This is a genomic window from Methylobacterium brachiatum, assembly GCF_020523825.1.
Classification (GTDB): Bacteria; Pseudomonadota; Alphaproteobacteria; order Rhizobiales; family Beijerinckiaceae; genus Methylobacterium; species Methylobacterium brachiatum.
On sequence record NZ_JAJALK010000027.1, the window covers coordinates 36,641 to 52,129 of the forward strand.

Below are 15,489 nucleotides of genomic sequence, written 5' to 3' on the forward strand. Positions count from 1 at the left end.
ATTCTTTTCCCTTACTGCTTCCCGGCCCGCCGTGCGCGTCGCCGTTCTACAGTCGCTACGGCTTCAGTGCCATTTGCCTCCATCCAGGCATCTACAGCTTGGCGGAGAAGCTCCTGGATTTGAATGCCTTCATCTAACGCAGCCTGCTTGATTTCATCGTGTCGCTGCGGCTCAACATAGTAGCCGAGGAACCGCTTTCCCTCGCGCGTAGTCTTGGCCGGAACCGGCTCCGCTACTGCCGGTACGACCGGCGGTACAGCCTTTGCCTTTTCTGGGGCTTTCAACGACTCGGCCACCTGCGCAGCCATCGACAGGGGGTTCGGCTTAGCCATCACACAATCTCACTCGCATTCTTGCGTGTCCGTGTCTTAGCACGCAGGCTAGCTTGTTTTGAAACATGCTTCCACACAGCTCGTACGTCGAGGGCCCCCTTCCCTTCCGGCTCGACCTCAATCGCGGTCTGGCCGGCGTCGGCTGACCGCGGGAACACCTTCAGATCGTGGATTACAGATCGCAAAATCGGCATACCGATGTGATTCAGCTCGCGGCGGATCCGGGCCGCCTCGCGGTCACTGCGATTTCCGACCCTGTTGAGCACCACGCAAGTTGGCTTGTTGGCCTGTGTGGCAGCACGCACCGTGCGGGTGACGGCCTTCAGATCGAACAGGGCGACGCCGGTCGGTATCACGACAGCATCTGCTACCGCCAGGGCGGCTTCCACCTCATCTGTCGCGTTGGGCGGGGTGTCGATCAACATTAGATCTAGGCCGAGCCCGCGCCCGGCCTCAACAATCTGCGCCACCGCGCGGGGCTTGGCGTCAGATACGAACGGCTGCTCGGCTTCCCGCCGGTCTGACCACTCAGACAACGACGACTGCGGGTCGAGATCGATAATGCCGACCTTATGACCGTCCTCAATCGCTGCGGCGGCAAGGTTGATCGTTAGGGTGCTTTTGCCGACCCCACCCTTCCAGGCTAGCAACGCAACCACCTTCATCAGTGTGACCCCACACAGGTTGTCCGGCACAGCTACCGACAATCCTACATCTACACCATCCAAACTGCCGGAACGTCAACATGAATGAAAAAACACAAGCTAGCTTGTGTGGAAATGTGGTTGCATGGAATGCGTATCAAGCGCAGTGAGTGAACCGGCAACATTGACTTAGCCGTGCGACCCAGCCGACATGCCATGTCCGGCTGACGCGCTCTCTGTGCGAGTCGTCGGGAGCATCAGGAGACCACGCCGCCGCAAGTCGACCTCTGAAAAGCCAACGGCCCCCCAGTCGCCAAACTGGAGGGCCGTCGAAATCGAAAAGGGCCTGTGGGGCCACAACGCACTCCCCACAAGCCATGAGACGCCCCCGGGCGTCAAGCGGGAACGCCAATTCTCGCGACGATGAGGCTTTGCCCTGTGGACCGGACGCCCCTGCGGTGGCCCGGAACGACCTGTTGCGGCCCGATGAGGGCCGAGAGACGTGTTTGTAGACGAGATCCGCCGCGCCATTGAGGCGTCGAGCCGAATCACCCTGCCGCAAGTGACGGCGCTGCTGTGGCGCGCCTTCGGGGAGGGGAAGGTCACGGAAGCTGAGGCCGAAGCGCTGTCTGGGCTGATCGAGGCGCGCACGGACGCGCCTGCGGCTCGCAGGCTACCGGCGAGCTCGCGACCCAGCACCGACGCTGCAATCTCATCCCCGACCCAGGACAGAGCAAAACCTCCCAAGAGAGATATCGGCTCGCGCCCTCGCACGGACTCCTCTCTGAAGCGCCGCCGCCGCTGGGCCGCCTCGGGGCGGCTTCCGCCGGGGCTCGCGGCGCAGTTCACCGTGGCCGAGCAGGCGGTGCTGGCCCTGGTCGCCACGGAAACCTCAAAACGAGGCGATTGCCGACTGGCCGTGGGGCAGCTCGCGGCGATCGCGGGCGTGGCCGAGACCACCGTCCGCAACGCCCTGCGCGAGGCTAAGAAGCTCGGGCTAGTCACCGTCGAGGAGCGGCGGGTGACGGGCTTCAGGAACGACACCAACGTCGTGCGCATCGTCTCACCCGAGTGGCAGGCCTGGATGCGGCTGGCGCGTAAGCCGGGCAGAGAACTCTCGGGTGCTGAGGTTCACCGGGCCACGCTGAGCAGTGGGGGAGGGTGCAAATCCGCGAAGCGCACGAGTACTGAAGTTCTAATCCTGTCAGAATCGGGGGAAACGGACCCGTCAAAATGCTGCCGACGGGCAGCGAGTGACCTCGACCGATCAGACCGAACGCGAATCCGCGTGGGTCGTGGCACGGGCCGAGCCATGCGCTGAGGGTCTGAGCTCGTACGGTCTGACGAACGCCCCTCTCTCCTCGGGAGGAGGCTTGGGCTTCTTCGACCAGAAGCCCATCAGCTTTCTACTGACCGAACGCCATCCCCGCGCAGGCCCTGGGAGGACGATCCATTTCGCTCTACGCTCACGCATCCGATCCGAGCGTCGAACCGCACCATGCCGATCCGGCGCGAGCACCGCTTCTTCTACCCGATCGACTGGCCGCAGCTCTCGGCCGCGATCCGGTTCGGGCGTGCCCGGGGCGCTTGCGAGGGTTGTAGGCGACCGCACGGGCGAACCGTGGTCCACCTCGGCGATGGCCGCTGGTGGGACGAGGCGGTCGCCGCCTGGCGTGACGGGCGAGGGCGGCGGGTGCGCGTCGCGCCCGGGGCGGTCGACATCCTCGGGAGCGTGCGTCGGACCCGGGTGGTGCTGGCCGCGGCCCACCGCGACCACGACACCGCCAACAACGCGAACGCCAATCTCGCCGCGTTCTGTCAGCGCTGCCACATGATCCACGATCGGCCCGAGCACCGTCGCCGCCGCTGGACCACTCTGTTCCGACGCAAAGCGCTGGGTGACCTGTTCCGCGGGCCCTACGGGTGATCCCAGGCGGCTGAGATCAGCACGCCCGTGAGGCGATCGGTCATGCCCGCGGGCTGACGATCACCGCTCGATCCCGGGCTCGCGACCGCGTTCCGGATCGGGGCGACCGAGATGGCGCGCGAGCTGCGCCACTAGGCGTCGAACCGCCGGGGCCGGCGCGCGGCCGAGCCGGCGCCCAAAGGCGTCGATCAGGCGAAAGGCCGGCACGATCATATGGCCGACCCCGAGCCACGCTGCCGCCTCGCGCAGCGCCCGGGCCGCGCGTACCGCCCGGCCGACGTCGATCACCGGGGCGACACGCTCGGGCAGCCCGAGCACCCCGTCGCGCACGAACGCCACCCGGTCGGCGGCGTAGTCGACCACGTTGGCCTTCTCGCGGTAGCCACGCGCTTCCCGGAACAGTCGCTCCAGGACCATCGTGTCGTTGGCCGGCATGCGTGGATCCGCTTGGCGTTGCCGACACAGGGCGTCGAGCCGGTCACGCTCGACCACCACCCGCGCCGCGTGCCGGTGCCGGGTCAGGCCGACATAGACCTCGCGCGCGTCGGTGCCGGCCCCGAGGTACACCACCGCCGCGGAACAGGTCCGGCCCTGCGCCGCGTAAGATGTGCCGGCGTAGGCGTGGACGACCTTGGGATGGGCCGGCCGACGGCCGAACCGGGGGACGCGCCGGAGCTCGTCCCACGCCGCCTCGATCACCCGCCCGTCCTCCAGCGCCAGATGCAGGCGCGCACCGCCATCCGAGTCCGTGACCAGCGCCTCGATCCGGGCGCGGGTACCGTTGCGCAGGCCGAGGTGCGGCAGGCTCTCGCCGAACCGGAGAGTATCGCCGAGCGCGAGCGCGAGTGGCACTAGCCGATCCTCGCGGTCGCGCGCCGGCGGAGCGATCAGGTCCGGCCCGAGCCGGCCCTCGGCCCGCAGCGCAGCCCGCGCCCGGGCGTTCAGCGTCGCCGCGTCGGCGTTGCGCCGGGTGACGATCAGCACGTCGTCGCCGTAGCTCACGCGCTGCTCGGTCCAAGTCGCGATCACGCGCGCCTGCGCCGCCTCGGCCCCCGCGACCAGCTCGACCTGTCCCTCCGCCGCGTAGGCGCGCAGACCTGCCTCGGCATCGCCGCGCGCCATCACCACCGAGGCGGCGCGCTGCCACGCCACCGTCTGACGGCGGACCTCGCCGAGCACCGCGGAGCGCCCAACCACCTCGGCCACCGCCCGCAGCGCACTCGCGCCCCCGACCGAGGCGAGTTGCCGTCGATCGCCGATCAGCACGACCTTCGCACCGGCCGCCTGCGCCGCGCTCAGCACCGCCTCCAGGTCGCGGCTCGACACCATGCCGGCCTCGTCGACCAGGACCAGGGTGTCGCGGTCGAGCGCCGCGGGGTTGGTTTGGGACTCGGCATCCGAGCGGGTCGCCCGGGCGCGGTCGTGGCGCCAGCGGGCGATCGCCTGTGTGGGGATCCCGGTCGAGCGTCCGAGTTCGTCGGCCGCGACCCAGGAGGGCGCCAGGCCGATCACGCGCATCCCGGAGTCGTGCGCGGCCGCGACCAGGACCGCGGCCGTCGTCGTTTTCCCGGTGCCCGCACCGGCCTGGAGCAGCGATACCCCATCCGGGCCGGCGGCATGGCGCACGGCTTCGGCCTGTTCCGCGCTGAGGCGGCCGTCCCGGGCCAGAGCCGTCGTCACCGCCTCGGGGGCGATCCAGCGCCGGTCCAACGGGCGATCGGCGGCGCGCAGCATCGCTGCCTCGCAGGTTGCGATGCCCGGGCTGGTCCAGCACGCGCTCGCCCCCGGCACCATCTCGGCGGCCGCCAGCGGCAGCAGCGTGCCGTCCCGCTCCAAGTCGGCGAGTTCCGCCTCCACCACCTCGACCCCGAGCCCCTGCACCCCCGCGAGTTCCAGGGCGCGCTGGAGCAGATCCTTGCGCGTCACGACGCTCTCGTGCCGGAACAGGGCCGAGGCGGCGCGCGCGACCGGGCCGTCGCCGGGGATCTCGGGCGGGTCGAACGGGGGTTCGCGTTCCGCATCGCGCGCGGCCGCGCGCGTGTCCTCGGGATGGCGCGCGGCGTCCCACGGATCGAGCGCGCAGGCGGCGAGTTCTTCGCGCCAGCGCGCCTCCAGCTCCGCACCGGTCGGCAGCTCGTGCTTGCCCCGGCGGGTGGCGAGCGCGGCGACCTCGCGCTGGGCGGATGTGGCCCCGGCGCCGGCATAGTCGAGGATCTGCTCCGAGCGCTTGGAGAAGGCCGCCAGCAGCGCCTCAGGCGGCCCGGCGACCTCCCATTGCCCGCGCCCGGCCTCGCGGTAGCGCAGGCCGAACCGCTCCCGCAGGTTCTCCGCCAGGGCGGCACGATAGGCGGCACCGACGGCGATCTGGTAGGCGTAGAGTTGCTCGACCTCGATGGTCAGGTGCGTCTGAGATTTGTATCGACCGGATCCGGAATGTTTCGGCGCACCGGCAACATTGATAAATACACAATGCGTATGAATGTTTGGATCACCTTCACGCGTCGTGTAATGATCGAAGCGGCCGACGATCAGATCGCTCGGCCGGTGTCGTTCGACGCCCCCCGCACCGGTCCGGACGGTGACCAATACCTCCGCCGCGACAAAGGTGAGCGCCCGCTCGACCGCGGCGCGGTGCGCCGCCTCGATCGCGGCGCGCTGCTCGGGCGTGCCCGCCATCCACAGCACGGAAACGGATTTCCCGGGGGTTAGGGTGAGGTCCTGACCGGCCCAGTGGCCCGGGCCAGCGCCACGCACTAGCGGCTTGCCGGTGCCGGGATGATATCCGGCACACAGGTCGCGGAACGAGCTGGCGGCGATCGGCGCGCCGTGGCGCACGACCGTCCCACCAGAACTCCACCACATGCCATCGCCATCCTTGGCATAATAGTCGTCGCGTCGGTCCGGGCGCGCCTCACGCTGGCCGTCGTTGGTGTAATACAGCCCGGCCGCCGAGCCGGCCCCGAGCCGGTGCAGCGAGGCGGTCACGCCGCCGGGGCCCCGGTACCGTCTTTGGCTCGAAAACGACAGACCTTGGTGAGGTCGATGGCGCCGGAGGGCGCACCGAGTTCGCCCACGGCCTGGGCCATATCGAGCAGGGCGGCGTCGATCCGTTCGGCGCGCTCGATCAGAACGCGGTGGCGGATCGCCACCTCCAGGCGTTGGGCCACGCACTCGGCCGCGAGGCTTTCGCTGGACCAGCCATGCTCGGCCGCGGCGGCAGTCAGGCGGGAGGCGAGGGGGGCCGCCAGGATAATGGTGAAGGAGACCTCGTCGGCCATTGGCGCACCTGATAGGGGTGGTTCGGGCTGGGCAGCCTGACACCCTCGGGCTCGATCGGCGAGGCTTGTGAACCCGCTCGGTTAACGCCGGGTCACTTCAGTGCGTGTGGTGTGATAGCCTTCTCCTTGCCGTACACGTTACCGTACCGTTACCGTATGGTTGCCGTTTGCAGCCGTAGTCTGCCGTCCTCGGCCGGATCCTAACGTGAGCTTGCCGTCGCCCTCGGCATTCGAGCGATCGGCTGCACGCCCTGGCAATCCCCGCTCTGCTAGGGCATTGCCATGGCCCAGCGCCCCCGCCTCGACCTACGCCGCCTCGCCCGGGACGCCGCCGCGACCCCCGGCAGCCGCCGCACCGCCGGTGCTCCGGGCGGTCGGGCCGCCACGGGCTTGATGGACATCGTGCGCGGCCACCTCGACGCCCTGGTCGCCCTCCAGGCCGGCGGATTGACCTGGGATGCGGTCGCGGCCGGCCTCACGGCGCAGGGGTTCACCACCGCCGACGGCCAGCCGATCACCGGGCGCAATCTCACCGGCATCATCTCCAGCGTTCGGCGGCAGGCCGCCGCCCGCGCAGCCAGGGCGGAGGCGCGGGCGGCCCGGCCAGATCGGCCGACCTCATCGCATCCCGTACCGCCCCCGACCGGCTCGACCCCCCGGGCGTCACGGCTCGCACCGGAGCTCCGTCCGGATCGCGAGAGGCCAACCCCATCGGCCGCGGATGCGCCGCTCACCGAGGCGGAGATCCAGCACCTGCAGGCCGAGAAGCACAGCCACCTGTTCAAGAAGGACTGACACCCATGCCTCGCGTCCTCCTCGTCGCCCAGGAAACCGGCGGCGTCGGCAAGTCGACCGTGACCCGCGGCCTGGCGGAGGCCGTGCCGGACGCGCCGATCCTGGAGATCGAGTCGGTGCATCGCCTGACCGAGTTCAAGACCGCGACGGCCGCCAACGAACCCGGCGGCGTGCGCTACTTCGAGATGCGCGCCACGCGCGAGGCGATCGAGGCCAGCGGCGGCAAGGCCGCGCGGTCCGAGCTCGACGAGGTGATCAACGCGCTCTACGCGGTCGCGGCCCCCACCCTCGTCGACATCGGCGCCAACACCTCGGCGAGCCTGCTCGGGGTGCTGAGGGACGAGGCGCCGGAGCTGGGCAAGGCCGGGATCGAACTCGGGCTCGTGGTGGTGGTGGCCGCCGAGGCCGGCTCGCTCGCGGATGCGGGCAAGCTGCTGCAGGCCGCGCGGGACTGGACCGGTGCCCGGTTCGTCGTGGCCAACGGCGTGCGCGGCGCGATCGACCCGACGATCCTGGAGCGCGTGGTCGGCGACGCGGGGGTCACGCACCTGCGCGCCTTCGAGCTGGAGGATGAGACGCGCGGGGTGTTGGCGGCCGGTCAGCTGCGCGGCGTCGGACGGCTCGACCGGGCGGGCCTGGTCAAGCAGACCTCGCAGGCCAAGGCCGGGCGGATCCTGCGCGATCTCACCGCGTTCCGCCTCGCCGTGATGGAGGCGGTCAAGCCGGCGGCCCTGTGGCTGGTCGAGGAGGCGCCGGTCGCAGGTCGGGCCGGGACGCCGGCAGGGGGAGCCAAGCGTGCCCGCAACGCCTGAGGACGTGAAAGCCCGCCTCGCGCGGGCCGACCGCGCCGCGCGTGAGGCCGCGGCCGGGTTCGAGCGGGACAGCCGCGCCGCGCTCACCCGGCTGAAGACGCGCCCGATCCACGAGCGGTTCGCGGCCTTGGAGGAGGGCGCAGCACAGCTCCTGCCCGAACATCGGCGCGAGCTCCTGCTCTCGATCCGCGACCGCTCCGACGAGGCGGAGCCTAGCGTCCGGTCCGCGCCGCGCCACGCGAGCCGCATCGCGGTCTGGCGCGGGCGCCTGCCGTTCCACATGCACCGGCTCACCCGTGACGCCTTGCTCGCGCTCTGCCTCTTGCTCGGGCTGGTCCTGGCCTACCGCCGCACGCCGATCTCCTGGGTCGAGGTGCGGGGCGACCGGGATGTGACCGCCGCCTGGGTCATGCCGGACGGGCGATCCGGCGGGGACCGCCTCGTGGCGGGGCGCGCCTATGCGTTGATGCGGGACGCCGACGGCGTGGTTGAGCTGCGCGACTGGCACCCGAGCGACGGCTATGCCACGACCCGCGTGCCTTCGGATTGGCTGCGGACCCGCTCCGGACCATCACGCTGAGGTCCGGATCTCTCGATCCGATGCGGTTCACCGCGTCCGGCCGACCGGCGGTACGGAGGTGATCAGCTTGCGGAAGCGCGGATCGGTGTGCGCGACCGTCTTCTTCAGGCGCAACGGATGGCGCGCGTGGCCGCCGCTGTTGGGAAACACCAGGAGTTCGTCGCCCGGCATCGCGATCAGCGCCTCCTTGGTCATCAGGCGCGCGCCCTGCGACGCACGGGCCGTGGACGGCGTGCCCTTGGCATCGCCGGTCGGGGCCGTCCGGGTCTCGACGAAGGCGGTGTAGTCGCCGATCGACCGCGACCAGCGCTCGGCCTCATCCGGATCGACGGCCGGGACGTCGAAGACGGTGACAACCTCCGCGGTGTTAAGCAGCACGTCCGCTCCGGCCTCGCCGTAGAGCCCGACGAGTTGGGCGCGGTCCTGCCACATCGTCCAAAGGCTGGCGCCGTAGCCCGGCAGCTCGCCCGCCGCGGTGAGAAGCGCATCGAACCGGCCGAGTACCGCGGCCTCGTCGACGAAGATCATCAACCGCTCAGCCGGACGGTGGCGACGCACCGAGGCGAACAGGTCGGACAACAGCCAGCGCAGCAACGGGGCGAGCACAGTCTTGTACTCGGTCGGCACCGCCACGAACAAGTCGACGGCGCCGGTGGACAGCTCGGACAGCTGGAAGGTCGAGTCGCCGACGAGGTCGCGCAGGCGCCGGTCGGCGAGCCACTGGAAGGCCTGCAGGGCGGTGGATTTGATCGGGTCCTTGGTCTTGGGATCGGCCTCTAGGATCTCGATCGCCGCGTAGGCCGCGGGCTCGGGCCAGTGCGTGACGTACTGCTGCAGGAGGCCGCGGAAGCGGGCCTCGTCGGTTAGCAAGTCCTGAACCTCCACGACCGTGCACGCCTGCGGCTGACGCAGGGCGACCAACAGCGCACCGGTGATCAGATCGACGGCCCGGTTGCGGAAGTAGGCGGAGGCCTCGCCGTCACCGGAGGCCTCGGGCAGGAGCGCCAGCGCGGTACTCTGGAGGTAGAGGACGTCGTCCGGGTCGCGGCCCTGGAGCGGGTTCCAGTGGTCGGTGCCGCCGGCCAAGCCCATGGGATCGAGGCAGACGACGCGGCGCCCGAGCGAGCGGCGTCGTGCGGCCACGGAGCGGTAGACCTCGCCCTTCGGATCGAACACGACAGCGGGGCCACCCCAACCCTGCGGCTCGGGAAAAGCGAGATTGGGGATGAGCAAGCCCGACGTCTTGCCCTTGCGCGGCGGCGCGATGGTGACAAGCGTGCCTTGCACGGCGATGCGGACGGCACGGCCGGTCTCCGGATCACGGCCGAGTTCGAGCCCGTTGCGGAGCCGACCGCGCTCGGTTGCAGTGGCGAAGCGGGCCGAGCCGAACAAGTCGGAGGTGTCCCGCTTCTGTTTGGGTTTGGCGCGCCGCAGCAGCTCGGCTCCGAACAGGATCAAGAGGGGGAAGAAGGCGAGGAGTGGGGCTAGCGACCAGCCGTTGTTGGCGAATTCGGGCGCACGACCGATCAGCATGAGGTACGGCATCGCGAGCGCGTCACCGGCACGCACGGAGAATAGGGCCTCGAACCAGGCCCCGGGGCGCGTCACCTCTGCGGGCCAATACGCTGGGTCGAGCCCGTTCTGGATCAAACCCGCGACTGGGTAGGCCAGGAGCACGGTCGCGAGAAAGGCTGAGAAGATTATGCGCATTGCGGGTCAGTCACGAGAAAAGTAGACAGCATCGTTACAAGCACATCTTGCCCTTTGGGATCGATAACGGCATATCATTGCAAAGCAAAACGCTTAGAATAGATTATCTATAATTTAGAGATGCTAATTTTTCGAGATTTATTTTTTCTTTCAGCCAAGCAGCATTGAGTTTTTCTAGCCACAAGGGACGATGATGAGTCCTGAGATCATCAAATCTTAGGTGCATCGATGCGACCTCCGGATCGTTCAGAAAGGCCGCTTCGCACAGTGCAGCAAGACCATCAGCATCAAGGGCGTCGAATGCGTGGAGCACGCGTGTGGCCAACAGGCGCTGCTCGATGAGATCCGTCTCGGATCCTCCCAACTTCGCGAGGCGGACCTGACGACCCGCGTAGCGTGACACCGCCTCGTTGATACATGTCGTGACTGCGATGCTGGCGAAAGAATTCGGATTGTAGGCCAACATCTGAACCTGATGCCATGTGGGCAGCAGCACTATCCCGTCTCTTGCGAAAGACTCCAGTTGCTCAGGTTGCGGCATCGCGAGCCGGTTGCTCTCGAACCAGCGCGTGTCGGGCTGGTGGACCTGGAGTATGATATAGGTCGTCGAGCCCATCCGCCGGGCGAAAGCGTTCGCCGCAGCGACCCACTGAGGATGGCGTGCGTCGTCGATGAGGATGATGTCGCGCCCGGTCTTTGCTGGCATTGTCTGTTCAGGCATGACCCTGCACCTGCGGCTTGAGCACAACCACGCCCCGCGTCCGAAAGAGCATTTCGTCGGCCTCTGTCCAGATGGCCCCAAAGCCGCTCAGATCCTGGCCGGGACGTGCCGACACCACGTTATAGTTCTGGCGCACGAGACCAAGTTCTGACGCCCAGCGGACCTCGGCCTGCCGCACGTCGGGGTGGATCTCCGTGTTGACGATAAGTAAGTCCTTGAACAGCGCTCTCAGCAGTGCGCCTTTGTCCATGGGAGGCATAACGATCCTTGCACCCTATCTGCATGAACGATGACAGTCGCAATAAAAGGATCGTGTTTCTGAAACGGCGGGCAAATCGGTAAAATTGATATGATTTACTCAGTTCACATAATCTTTGAAGAGATCCAAATATTAATCAATATATAATCTTTAGATGCGCGTCGCCTCTCGCCTTGCATATTATTCAATATTTAGAGAGCTCTATGCCTGCAATGGTTAAGATATTTGCGAGCGCATAAATGTAATCGGGACCCATCGGGAAGTCATCTGGTGTTATCTTGATTGTTATTTTGCATTAATCCTTGGCGATCTCTATCGGTCTGGATTGAGAGAAACCGGTGATACGTGAACCTAGTCCCGGGCGCCGTGCCGCGTCTACTTAGGTCGCCACGACAGCAGGCATGGTAGATTGGCGCTCCAGGGTACGGTAAACGGTTGGCCGTGAGATCGAAAACAGCTCGGCCAAGTCGCTGATCGCGTAGTCGCCTGTGTCGTACATCCGGCGCAGCTCCTTCTGCTGGCGATCTGAGAGCTTGGGCTTCTTGCCCCGCAGCTTCCCCTTGGCGCGGGCCATCGCCATGCCCTCGCGCGTGCGCAGCCGGATCAGGTCGGCCTCGAACTCGGCGAAGGTGGCCAGGATGTTGAAGAACAGCTTGCCCATCGGATCGAGCGGATCGTGCACGCTGGCGCCGAGCTGCAGCTTCACGCCCCGTGCCGCGAGCGCGTCGCCGATCGCGCGCGCGTCTGGCACGGAACGGGCGAGCCGGTCGAGCTTGGGCACTACCAGGGTGTCGCCACTCCGGACCGCAGCCAGCGCCTGGTCGAGACCCGGGCGGGCCCGGTTCGTCCCGGTGAAGCCCTTGTCGGTGTAGATGCGATCGGCCGCCACCCCGAGCTGGACCAGCGCGTGGCGCTGGGCGGCGAGGTCCTGCTTGTCGGTCGAGCAGCGAGCGTAGCCGATCAGCACGTGCGTCATGCGTGGGGCTGTAACGTATAAGGTCCCCTCACCGCAATTTTTATCGTACCAATCGATTGAGACGCGGCCCGCGCAGGCATATCGAGCCTTTGTGCGTGGATCACCCGAGCGTCCGCTGACCGATCCCCTTGCGGACACAAAGGGGGAACCACGATGCAGCTCAGGGGAGCCAGCTTCTTGCGTAACTGACATTCAAAGTTCGTCCTGGCATGGATCGAGGCTTATGGCGTATGCTTATGCCCATGGCACACGATGGAGACGTCCCATGAAAGCGAGGGTGATGCCTGACGGGCGCGTGAGCTTGCCGGCCGATTTACGCAAGCGGCATGGTCTTGCTCGTGGCGGTGAGGTCATCGTCGAGGATATGGGCGACGCCATCGTGCTCCGGACCCTCGATCAGGTCGTCGCCCGGGCGCAGGCCTTGAGCCGTAGACTGGTCGGTGACACGGCAGGCGCGACCGTGGCGGATTTCCTCGCGGATCGCGCTCGTGAGGCTGAAGCCGAATGACGGGCGTCGTCCTCGACGCGTCCGCACTACTCGCGCTCTTGCTAGGGGAGCCGGGAGCGGATCGGGTGAAAGCCGCGCTCGACGGCTCGGTCATGACGACCGTCAATCTGGCCGAAGTCGTCAGCCACTACGCCAAGCTCGGCGCGGCGCGCGCGGAGATCGACGCGTTGTTACGCCCCTTGCCGATCCGGTGGGTCACCGTCGATGCCGCGCTGTCGTACGAGGCCGGCATGCTGCGCCCTCTCACTGTCGAGGGTGGTCTGTCACTCGGGGACCGATATTGTCTGGCCCTTGCCAAGCAGGAAGATCGGCCTGCCCTTACCGCCGAACGGCGTTGGACGACGATCGCCGAGGCCGCCGATGTTGTCGTCGAGATGATCCGCTGAGAGCCTTTTTAAATCGACAAAACGAATATGGGCCCCCGAATGTCATCGGTGAGTCGGTCAGACCCGTGCGAGGATGATGTTTGTTCAAGAATAGAAACGCTTACGAGTTTTCCTGAAAGAAATGACATTGTTTCAAATTCCGCCCGACCCGCTCCTTGTTTGTCGAGATGCGGACATGGTTCCGGCACACGGTTTGGCTCGAGCATATATTCCGGGATGCGGCCCTGTCGTACGCTCGGCAAGGATCTCTCGCGAGTGGAATTTGTTCGTGCTTTGCCCGGCATTGGCTGGCGTGCGGTGTCCCCGGAGCGTAAAGGCTGGCGTCTTGATTTCCGGGAGCACGCACTTGTAGATCTCAGGCCGATTAACGATGCCCTCCACCAATCCCGCCCATCACCTCGCGCGCCTTACGGATGCTGCCGCGACACTCAGCACGCCTGCGGAGGTCGCGGCATGGAGTACCGCGGTATCGGCCGAAATTGAACGCCTCCAAGCCAAGGGGATGCGGCTTCGCGAAGCTGCGCTCCGTTCGTCGAACCAACGCAGGATCGCCAAGGCCGATGGCTTCTGCACTGCCGTGGAACCCGAGTTGAACCGTGCCGCTGTCGCCGTGCGCGCGGTCAATACAATGTTCTTCGTCGATCCGCCGAGCACAGCGAGACATTAGCCGCAGGGTCTTATACAGAGTGCATCCCGGCGAAGCCTCCTTATGCTCGACAGCAAGGCCACGGCGGTTCTTACAGCTAAGACTTGACAGTTCAGTAATCGTGCCATGCTTCAGAGCGCCCCGCACGGCGACTTTCACGGGCGACATCGACGAGGAAGCGCCTCCCAGAAGACCGATCGTTTTTACAGAACGGAAACATCGAGAGGTTCCGTTGGATCGAACTTTCAAGCTCGACGATGGTGGAGAACGCCAGAGTGGAGCCCCCCTTGATCCAAGACGCGTTTTTGCCCCCGGTCACCGAACAGGATCGTCCGCATTGCCGCGGCGGTGCTACGGTGGCACAGGAGAAGACGAATGCTCGTCCGCCGGGTGGTGAGTGGTCCCCCGACCGAGACAGGGACGCCCCGACACCAGGCCTGGAGCCGCGGCTGTTCCCGTACATCTGGCGCCACTCGAAGCGCGACCAACTTGCCATCTGCATGGTCGTCCTGGCCTCGGTGCCGTTCTACTTCGCCTCCCTCGACCTGCCCAAGCGCATCGTCAACGACGCGATCATCGGCAAGGCGTTCGCCCACGGCGAGGCGACCGCGCCGTTCCTGAATTTCGAGATCGCGTGGCCTGCCTTCCTCGGTGGCGGTTGGACCGAGATTTTCAATGGCTTCCACGCCGACCGCCAGGGACTGTTGCTCTGGTTGTCCGGGCTGTTCCTCATCCTCGTCCTGATCAACGGTGCCTTCAAGTTCCGGATCAACCTGCAGAAGGGGGTTTTGGGTGAGCGGATGCTGCGCCGCCTACGCTTCCAGCTGTTCTCGCTGATGTTGCGCTTTACCCCTGAAACCCAGCGCGAGGTGAAATCCTCTGAGACCGCGACCATCATCCGCGACGAGGTCGAGCCGATCGGCTCCTTCATCGGCGACGCGATCGTGGTGCCCGCCCAACTCGGCACGCACGCCGCGACTGCGCTGGCCTTCATTCTGATGCAGAACGTGTGGCTCGGACTGGCCGCCGGCGCGATAGCCGGCGTGCAGATAGCCGTCATTCCTCGGCTCAGGCACGCGATCCTACGCCTCAGTCGTCAGCGTCAGATCGAGTCTCGCAACCTCGCCGGCCGTGTCGCGGAGGTGCTGGACGGGCTCGATGCCGTGACGGTCAATGACAGCGTCCGCTGGGAGAGAGCCGAGATCAGCGGCCGGCTCCATGGGCTCTATGACCTGCGCCTGCAGATCTATCGGCGCAAGTTTGCGATCAAGTACCTCAACAACCTGCTCGCACAGGTGACACCGTTCCTGTTCTATGCCGTCGGCGGCCTGCTCGCCCTTAAGGGCGAGCTCAGCATCGGCCAGCTGGTCGCGGTTTTGGCAGCTTACCGCGATTTGCCTCCTCCCCTGAAGGGACTGATCGACTGGGACCAGCAGCGCCTGGACGTTGAGGTGAAGTACGAGGCGATCGCCGCACATTTTGGTGCACAGCGCCTGCGGCTGGCCGATGCGACTCGATCGGATCTGCCGCAGGACCAAACCCGCGCCGTGACGTCGGATGGGCTCGTCCTGCGTGACCCGAAGGAGGGTCGGTCGGTGACGATCGCGGACCTGCACATCGCCCTGCCGGCGCAAGTCGGGCTTCACTCGCCCGGGACCGGCCTCGCGCACCAGTTCGCACGCGCACTTGCCGGGCTGCAATCACCTGTGGCCGGGGCGGTCTCCATCGGCGCCCTCAACCTTGTAACGGCCGGGCGTGCCGCACGAGCGCGGCGCATCGGTTACGCCGGCCGCGATCCGGTCCTGTTCCCCGGCACCATCCGTGACAACCTCGTCTATGTGTAGCGGCGCGCAATCGAACTGTGGCGGAGGCGCAATCGAGGGCGTTTTCCGGCGCACGATCGGTGAGACTGGAG

The 15,489-nt window shown here is 66.8% G+C and carries 17 protein-coding genes; 9 read left to right on the forward strand and 8 right to left on the reverse strand.

Features of this window, described 5'->3' with window-relative positions; all coding sequences use genetic code 11:
* Positions 1-11: 11 nt before the first annotated feature.
* Together LGR69_RS30185 and LGR69_RS30190 are read right to left on the reverse strand one after the other, a co-directional pair.
* Positions 12-332, reverse strand: coding sequence for a ribbon-helix-helix domain-containing protein (locus tag LGR69_RS30185; RefSeq protein ID WP_078947311.1), 321 nt, complete (start codon positions 330-332; stop codon positions 12-14).
* On the reverse strand, positions 332-1,027 hold the full coding sequence (locus LGR69_RS30190) for a ParA family protein (RefSeq protein WP_007568936.1): 696 nt from the start codon (positions 1,025-1,027) through the stop codon (positions 332-334). Before LGR69_RS30190 ends, LGR69_RS30185 begins: the two co-directional genes overlap by 1 nt.
* 451 nt (positions 1,028-1,478) lie before the next feature.
* Here LGR69_RS30190 and LGR69_RS30195 point away from each other — a divergent pair, with 451 nt between their 5' ends.
* Positions 1,479-2,297, forward strand: coding sequence for a GntR family transcriptional regulator (locus LGR69_RS30195; RefSeq protein ID WP_007568938.1), 819 nt, complete (start codon positions 1,479-1,481; stop codon positions 2,295-2,297).
* Positions 2,298-2,474: 177 nt separating this feature from the next.
* Positions 2,475-2,903, forward strand: coding sequence for a hypothetical protein (locus LGR69_RS30200; protein ID WP_007568940.1), 429 nt, complete (start codon positions 2,475-2,477; stop codon positions 2,901-2,903).
* Between the two features lie 60 nt (positions 2,904-2,963).
* On the opposite strand, the gene mobF is transcribed toward LGR69_RS30200, so the two are convergent.
* A complete protein-coding gene (mobF, locus tag LGR69_RS30205) occupies positions 2,964-5,888 on the reverse strand; it encodes a MobF family relaxase (protein ID WP_230368350.1) in 2,925 nt (974 codons plus the stop codon).
* Positions 5,885-6,181: a hypothetical protein gene (locus tag LGR69_RS30210; RefSeq protein WP_053610978.1), complete on the reverse strand. Its 297-nt coding sequence runs from the start codon at positions 6,179-6,181 to the stop codon at positions 5,885-5,887. The genes mobF and LGR69_RS30210 overlap by 4 nt, the downstream gene beginning before the upstream one ends.
* Before the next feature lie 282 nt (positions 6,182-6,463).
* Between LGR69_RS30210 and LGR69_RS30215 the strand changes: the two genes are divergently transcribed.
* The 3 genes from LGR69_RS30215 to LGR69_RS30225 are packed head-to-tail and all read left to right on the forward strand — an operon-like array spanning position 6,464 to position 8,368.
* On the forward strand, positions 6,464-6,976 hold the full coding sequence (locus tag LGR69_RS30215; RefSeq protein ID WP_007568946.1) for a hypothetical protein: 513 nt from the start codon (positions 6,464-6,466) through the stop codon (positions 6,974-6,976).
* A gap of 5 nt (positions 6,977-6,981) precedes the next feature.
* Positions 6,982-7,788, forward strand: a complete 807-nt coding sequence (locus LGR69_RS30220; protein WP_230368351.1) for a chromosome partitioning protein — start codon at positions 6,982-6,984, stop codon at positions 7,786-7,788.
* Positions 7,772-8,368 (forward strand): hypothetical protein, encoded by a 597-nt coding sequence (locus LGR69_RS30225; RefSeq protein ID WP_230368352.1) that lies wholly within the window; start codon positions 7,772-7,774, stop codon positions 8,366-8,368. Before LGR69_RS30220 ends, LGR69_RS30225 begins: the two co-directional genes overlap by 17 nt.
* 27 nt (positions 8,369-8,395) lie before the next feature.
* Here LGR69_RS30225 and LGR69_RS30230 read toward each other — a convergent pair whose 3' ends face one another.
* From LGR69_RS30230 to LGR69_RS30245, 4 genes are all read right to left on the reverse strand, one after another.
* Positions 8,396-10,078 carry a type IV secretory system conjugative DNA transfer family protein gene (locus LGR69_RS30230; RefSeq protein WP_007568952.1) on the reverse strand — a complete coding sequence of 561 codons (1,683 nt, stop codon included), beginning with the start codon at positions 10,076-10,078 and terminating at the stop codon, positions 8,396-8,398.
* A 103-nt stretch (positions 10,079-10,181) separates the two neighbouring features.
* Complete coding sequence (locus LGR69_RS30235) at positions 10,182-10,799, reverse strand: hypothetical protein (protein ID WP_007568954.1); 618 nt, start codon at positions 10,797-10,799, stop codon at positions 10,182-10,184.
* Complete coding sequence (locus LGR69_RS30240; protein WP_039904500.1) at positions 10,792-11,049, reverse strand: hypothetical protein; 258 nt, start codon at positions 11,047-11,049, stop codon at positions 10,792-10,794. The genes LGR69_RS30235 and LGR69_RS30240 overlap by 8 nt, the downstream gene beginning before the upstream one ends.
* A gap of 388 nt (positions 11,050-11,437) precedes the next feature.
* Positions 11,438-12,034, reverse strand: coding sequence for a recombinase family protein (locus LGR69_RS30245; RefSeq protein WP_007568958.1), 597 nt, complete (start codon positions 12,032-12,034; stop codon positions 11,438-11,440).
* Positions 12,035-12,299: 265 nt separating this feature from the next.
* Here LGR69_RS30245 and LGR69_RS30250 point away from each other — a divergent pair, with 265 nt between their 5' ends.
* The 4 genes from LGR69_RS30250 (at position 12,300) to LGR69_RS30265 (ending at position 15,418) form a co-directional block, all read left to right on the forward strand.
* A complete protein-coding gene (locus LGR69_RS30250) occupies positions 12,300-12,542 on the forward strand; it encodes an AbrB/MazE/SpoVT family DNA-binding domain-containing protein (RefSeq protein WP_043075148.1) in 243 nt (80 codons plus the stop codon).
* On the forward strand, positions 12,539-12,928 hold the full coding sequence (locus LGR69_RS30255; RefSeq protein ID WP_007568961.1) for a type II toxin-antitoxin system VapC family toxin: 390 nt from the start codon (positions 12,539-12,541) through the stop codon (positions 12,926-12,928). The genes LGR69_RS30250 and LGR69_RS30255 overlap by 4 nt, the downstream gene beginning before the upstream one ends.
* Positions 12,929-13,298: 370 nt before the next feature.
* Entirely contained in the window at positions 13,299-13,595 is a 297-nt protein-coding gene (locus LGR69_RS30260; RefSeq protein ID WP_128755108.1) for a hypothetical protein, read from the forward strand.
* A 416-nt stretch (positions 13,596-14,011) separates the two neighbouring features.
* Positions 14,012-15,418 (forward strand): ABC transporter transmembrane domain-containing protein, encoded by a 1,407-nt coding sequence (locus LGR69_RS30265; protein ID WP_442412716.1) that lies wholly within the window; start codon positions 14,012-14,014, stop codon positions 15,416-15,418.
* The last annotated feature ends 71 nt before the right edge of the window (positions 15,419-15,489 follow it).

Excerpts from the sequence above, each read along its gene's own strand:
- LGR69_RS30185 (WP_078947311.1), bottom strand. The coding sequence starts at position 332 with ATGGCTAAGCCGAACCCCCTGTCGATGGCTGCGCAGGTGGCCGAGTCG.
- LGR69_RS30200 (WP_007568940.1), top strand. The coding sequence starts at position 2,475 with ATGCCGATCCGGCGCGAGCACCGCTTCTTCTACCCGATCGACTGGCCG.
- LGR69_RS30210 (WP_053610978.1), bottom strand. The coding sequence starts at position 6,181 with ATGGCCGACGAGGTCTCCTTCACCATTATCCTGGCGGCCCCCCTCGCC.
- LGR69_RS30215 (WP_007568946.1), top strand. The coding sequence starts at position 6,464 with ATGGCCCAGCGCCCCCGCCTCGACCTACGCCGCCTCGCCCGGGACGCC.
- LGR69_RS30220 (WP_230368351.1), top strand. The coding sequence starts at position 6,982 with ATGCCTCGCGTCCTCCTCGTCGCCCAGGAAACCGGCGGCGTCGGCAAG.
- LGR69_RS30230 (WP_007568952.1), bottom strand. The coding sequence starts at position 10,078 with ATGCGCATAATCTTCTCAGCCTTTCTCGCGACCGTGCTCCTGGCCTAC.
- LGR69_RS30235 (WP_007568954.1), bottom strand. The coding sequence starts at position 10,799 with ATGCCTGAACAGACAATGCCAGCAAAGACCGGGCGCGACATCATCCTC.
- LGR69_RS30240 (WP_039904500.1), bottom strand. The coding sequence starts at position 11,049 with ATGGACAAAGGCGCACTGCTGAGAGCGCTGTTCAAGGACTTACTTATC.
- LGR69_RS30245 (WP_007568958.1), bottom strand. The coding sequence starts at position 12,034 with ATGACGCACGTGCTGATCGGCTACGCTCGCTGCTCGACCGACAAGCAG.
- LGR69_RS30250 (WP_043075148.1), top strand. The coding sequence starts at position 12,300 with ATGAAAGCGAGGGTGATGCCTGACGGGCGCGTGAGCTTGCCGGCCGAT.
- LGR69_RS30255 (WP_007568961.1), top strand. The coding sequence starts at position 12,539 with ATGACGGGCGTCGTCCTCGACGCGTCCGCACTACTCGCGCTCTTGCTA.
- LGR69_RS30260 (WP_128755108.1), top strand. The coding sequence starts at position 13,299 with ATGCCCTCCACCAATCCCGCCCATCACCTCGCGCGCCTTACGGATGCT.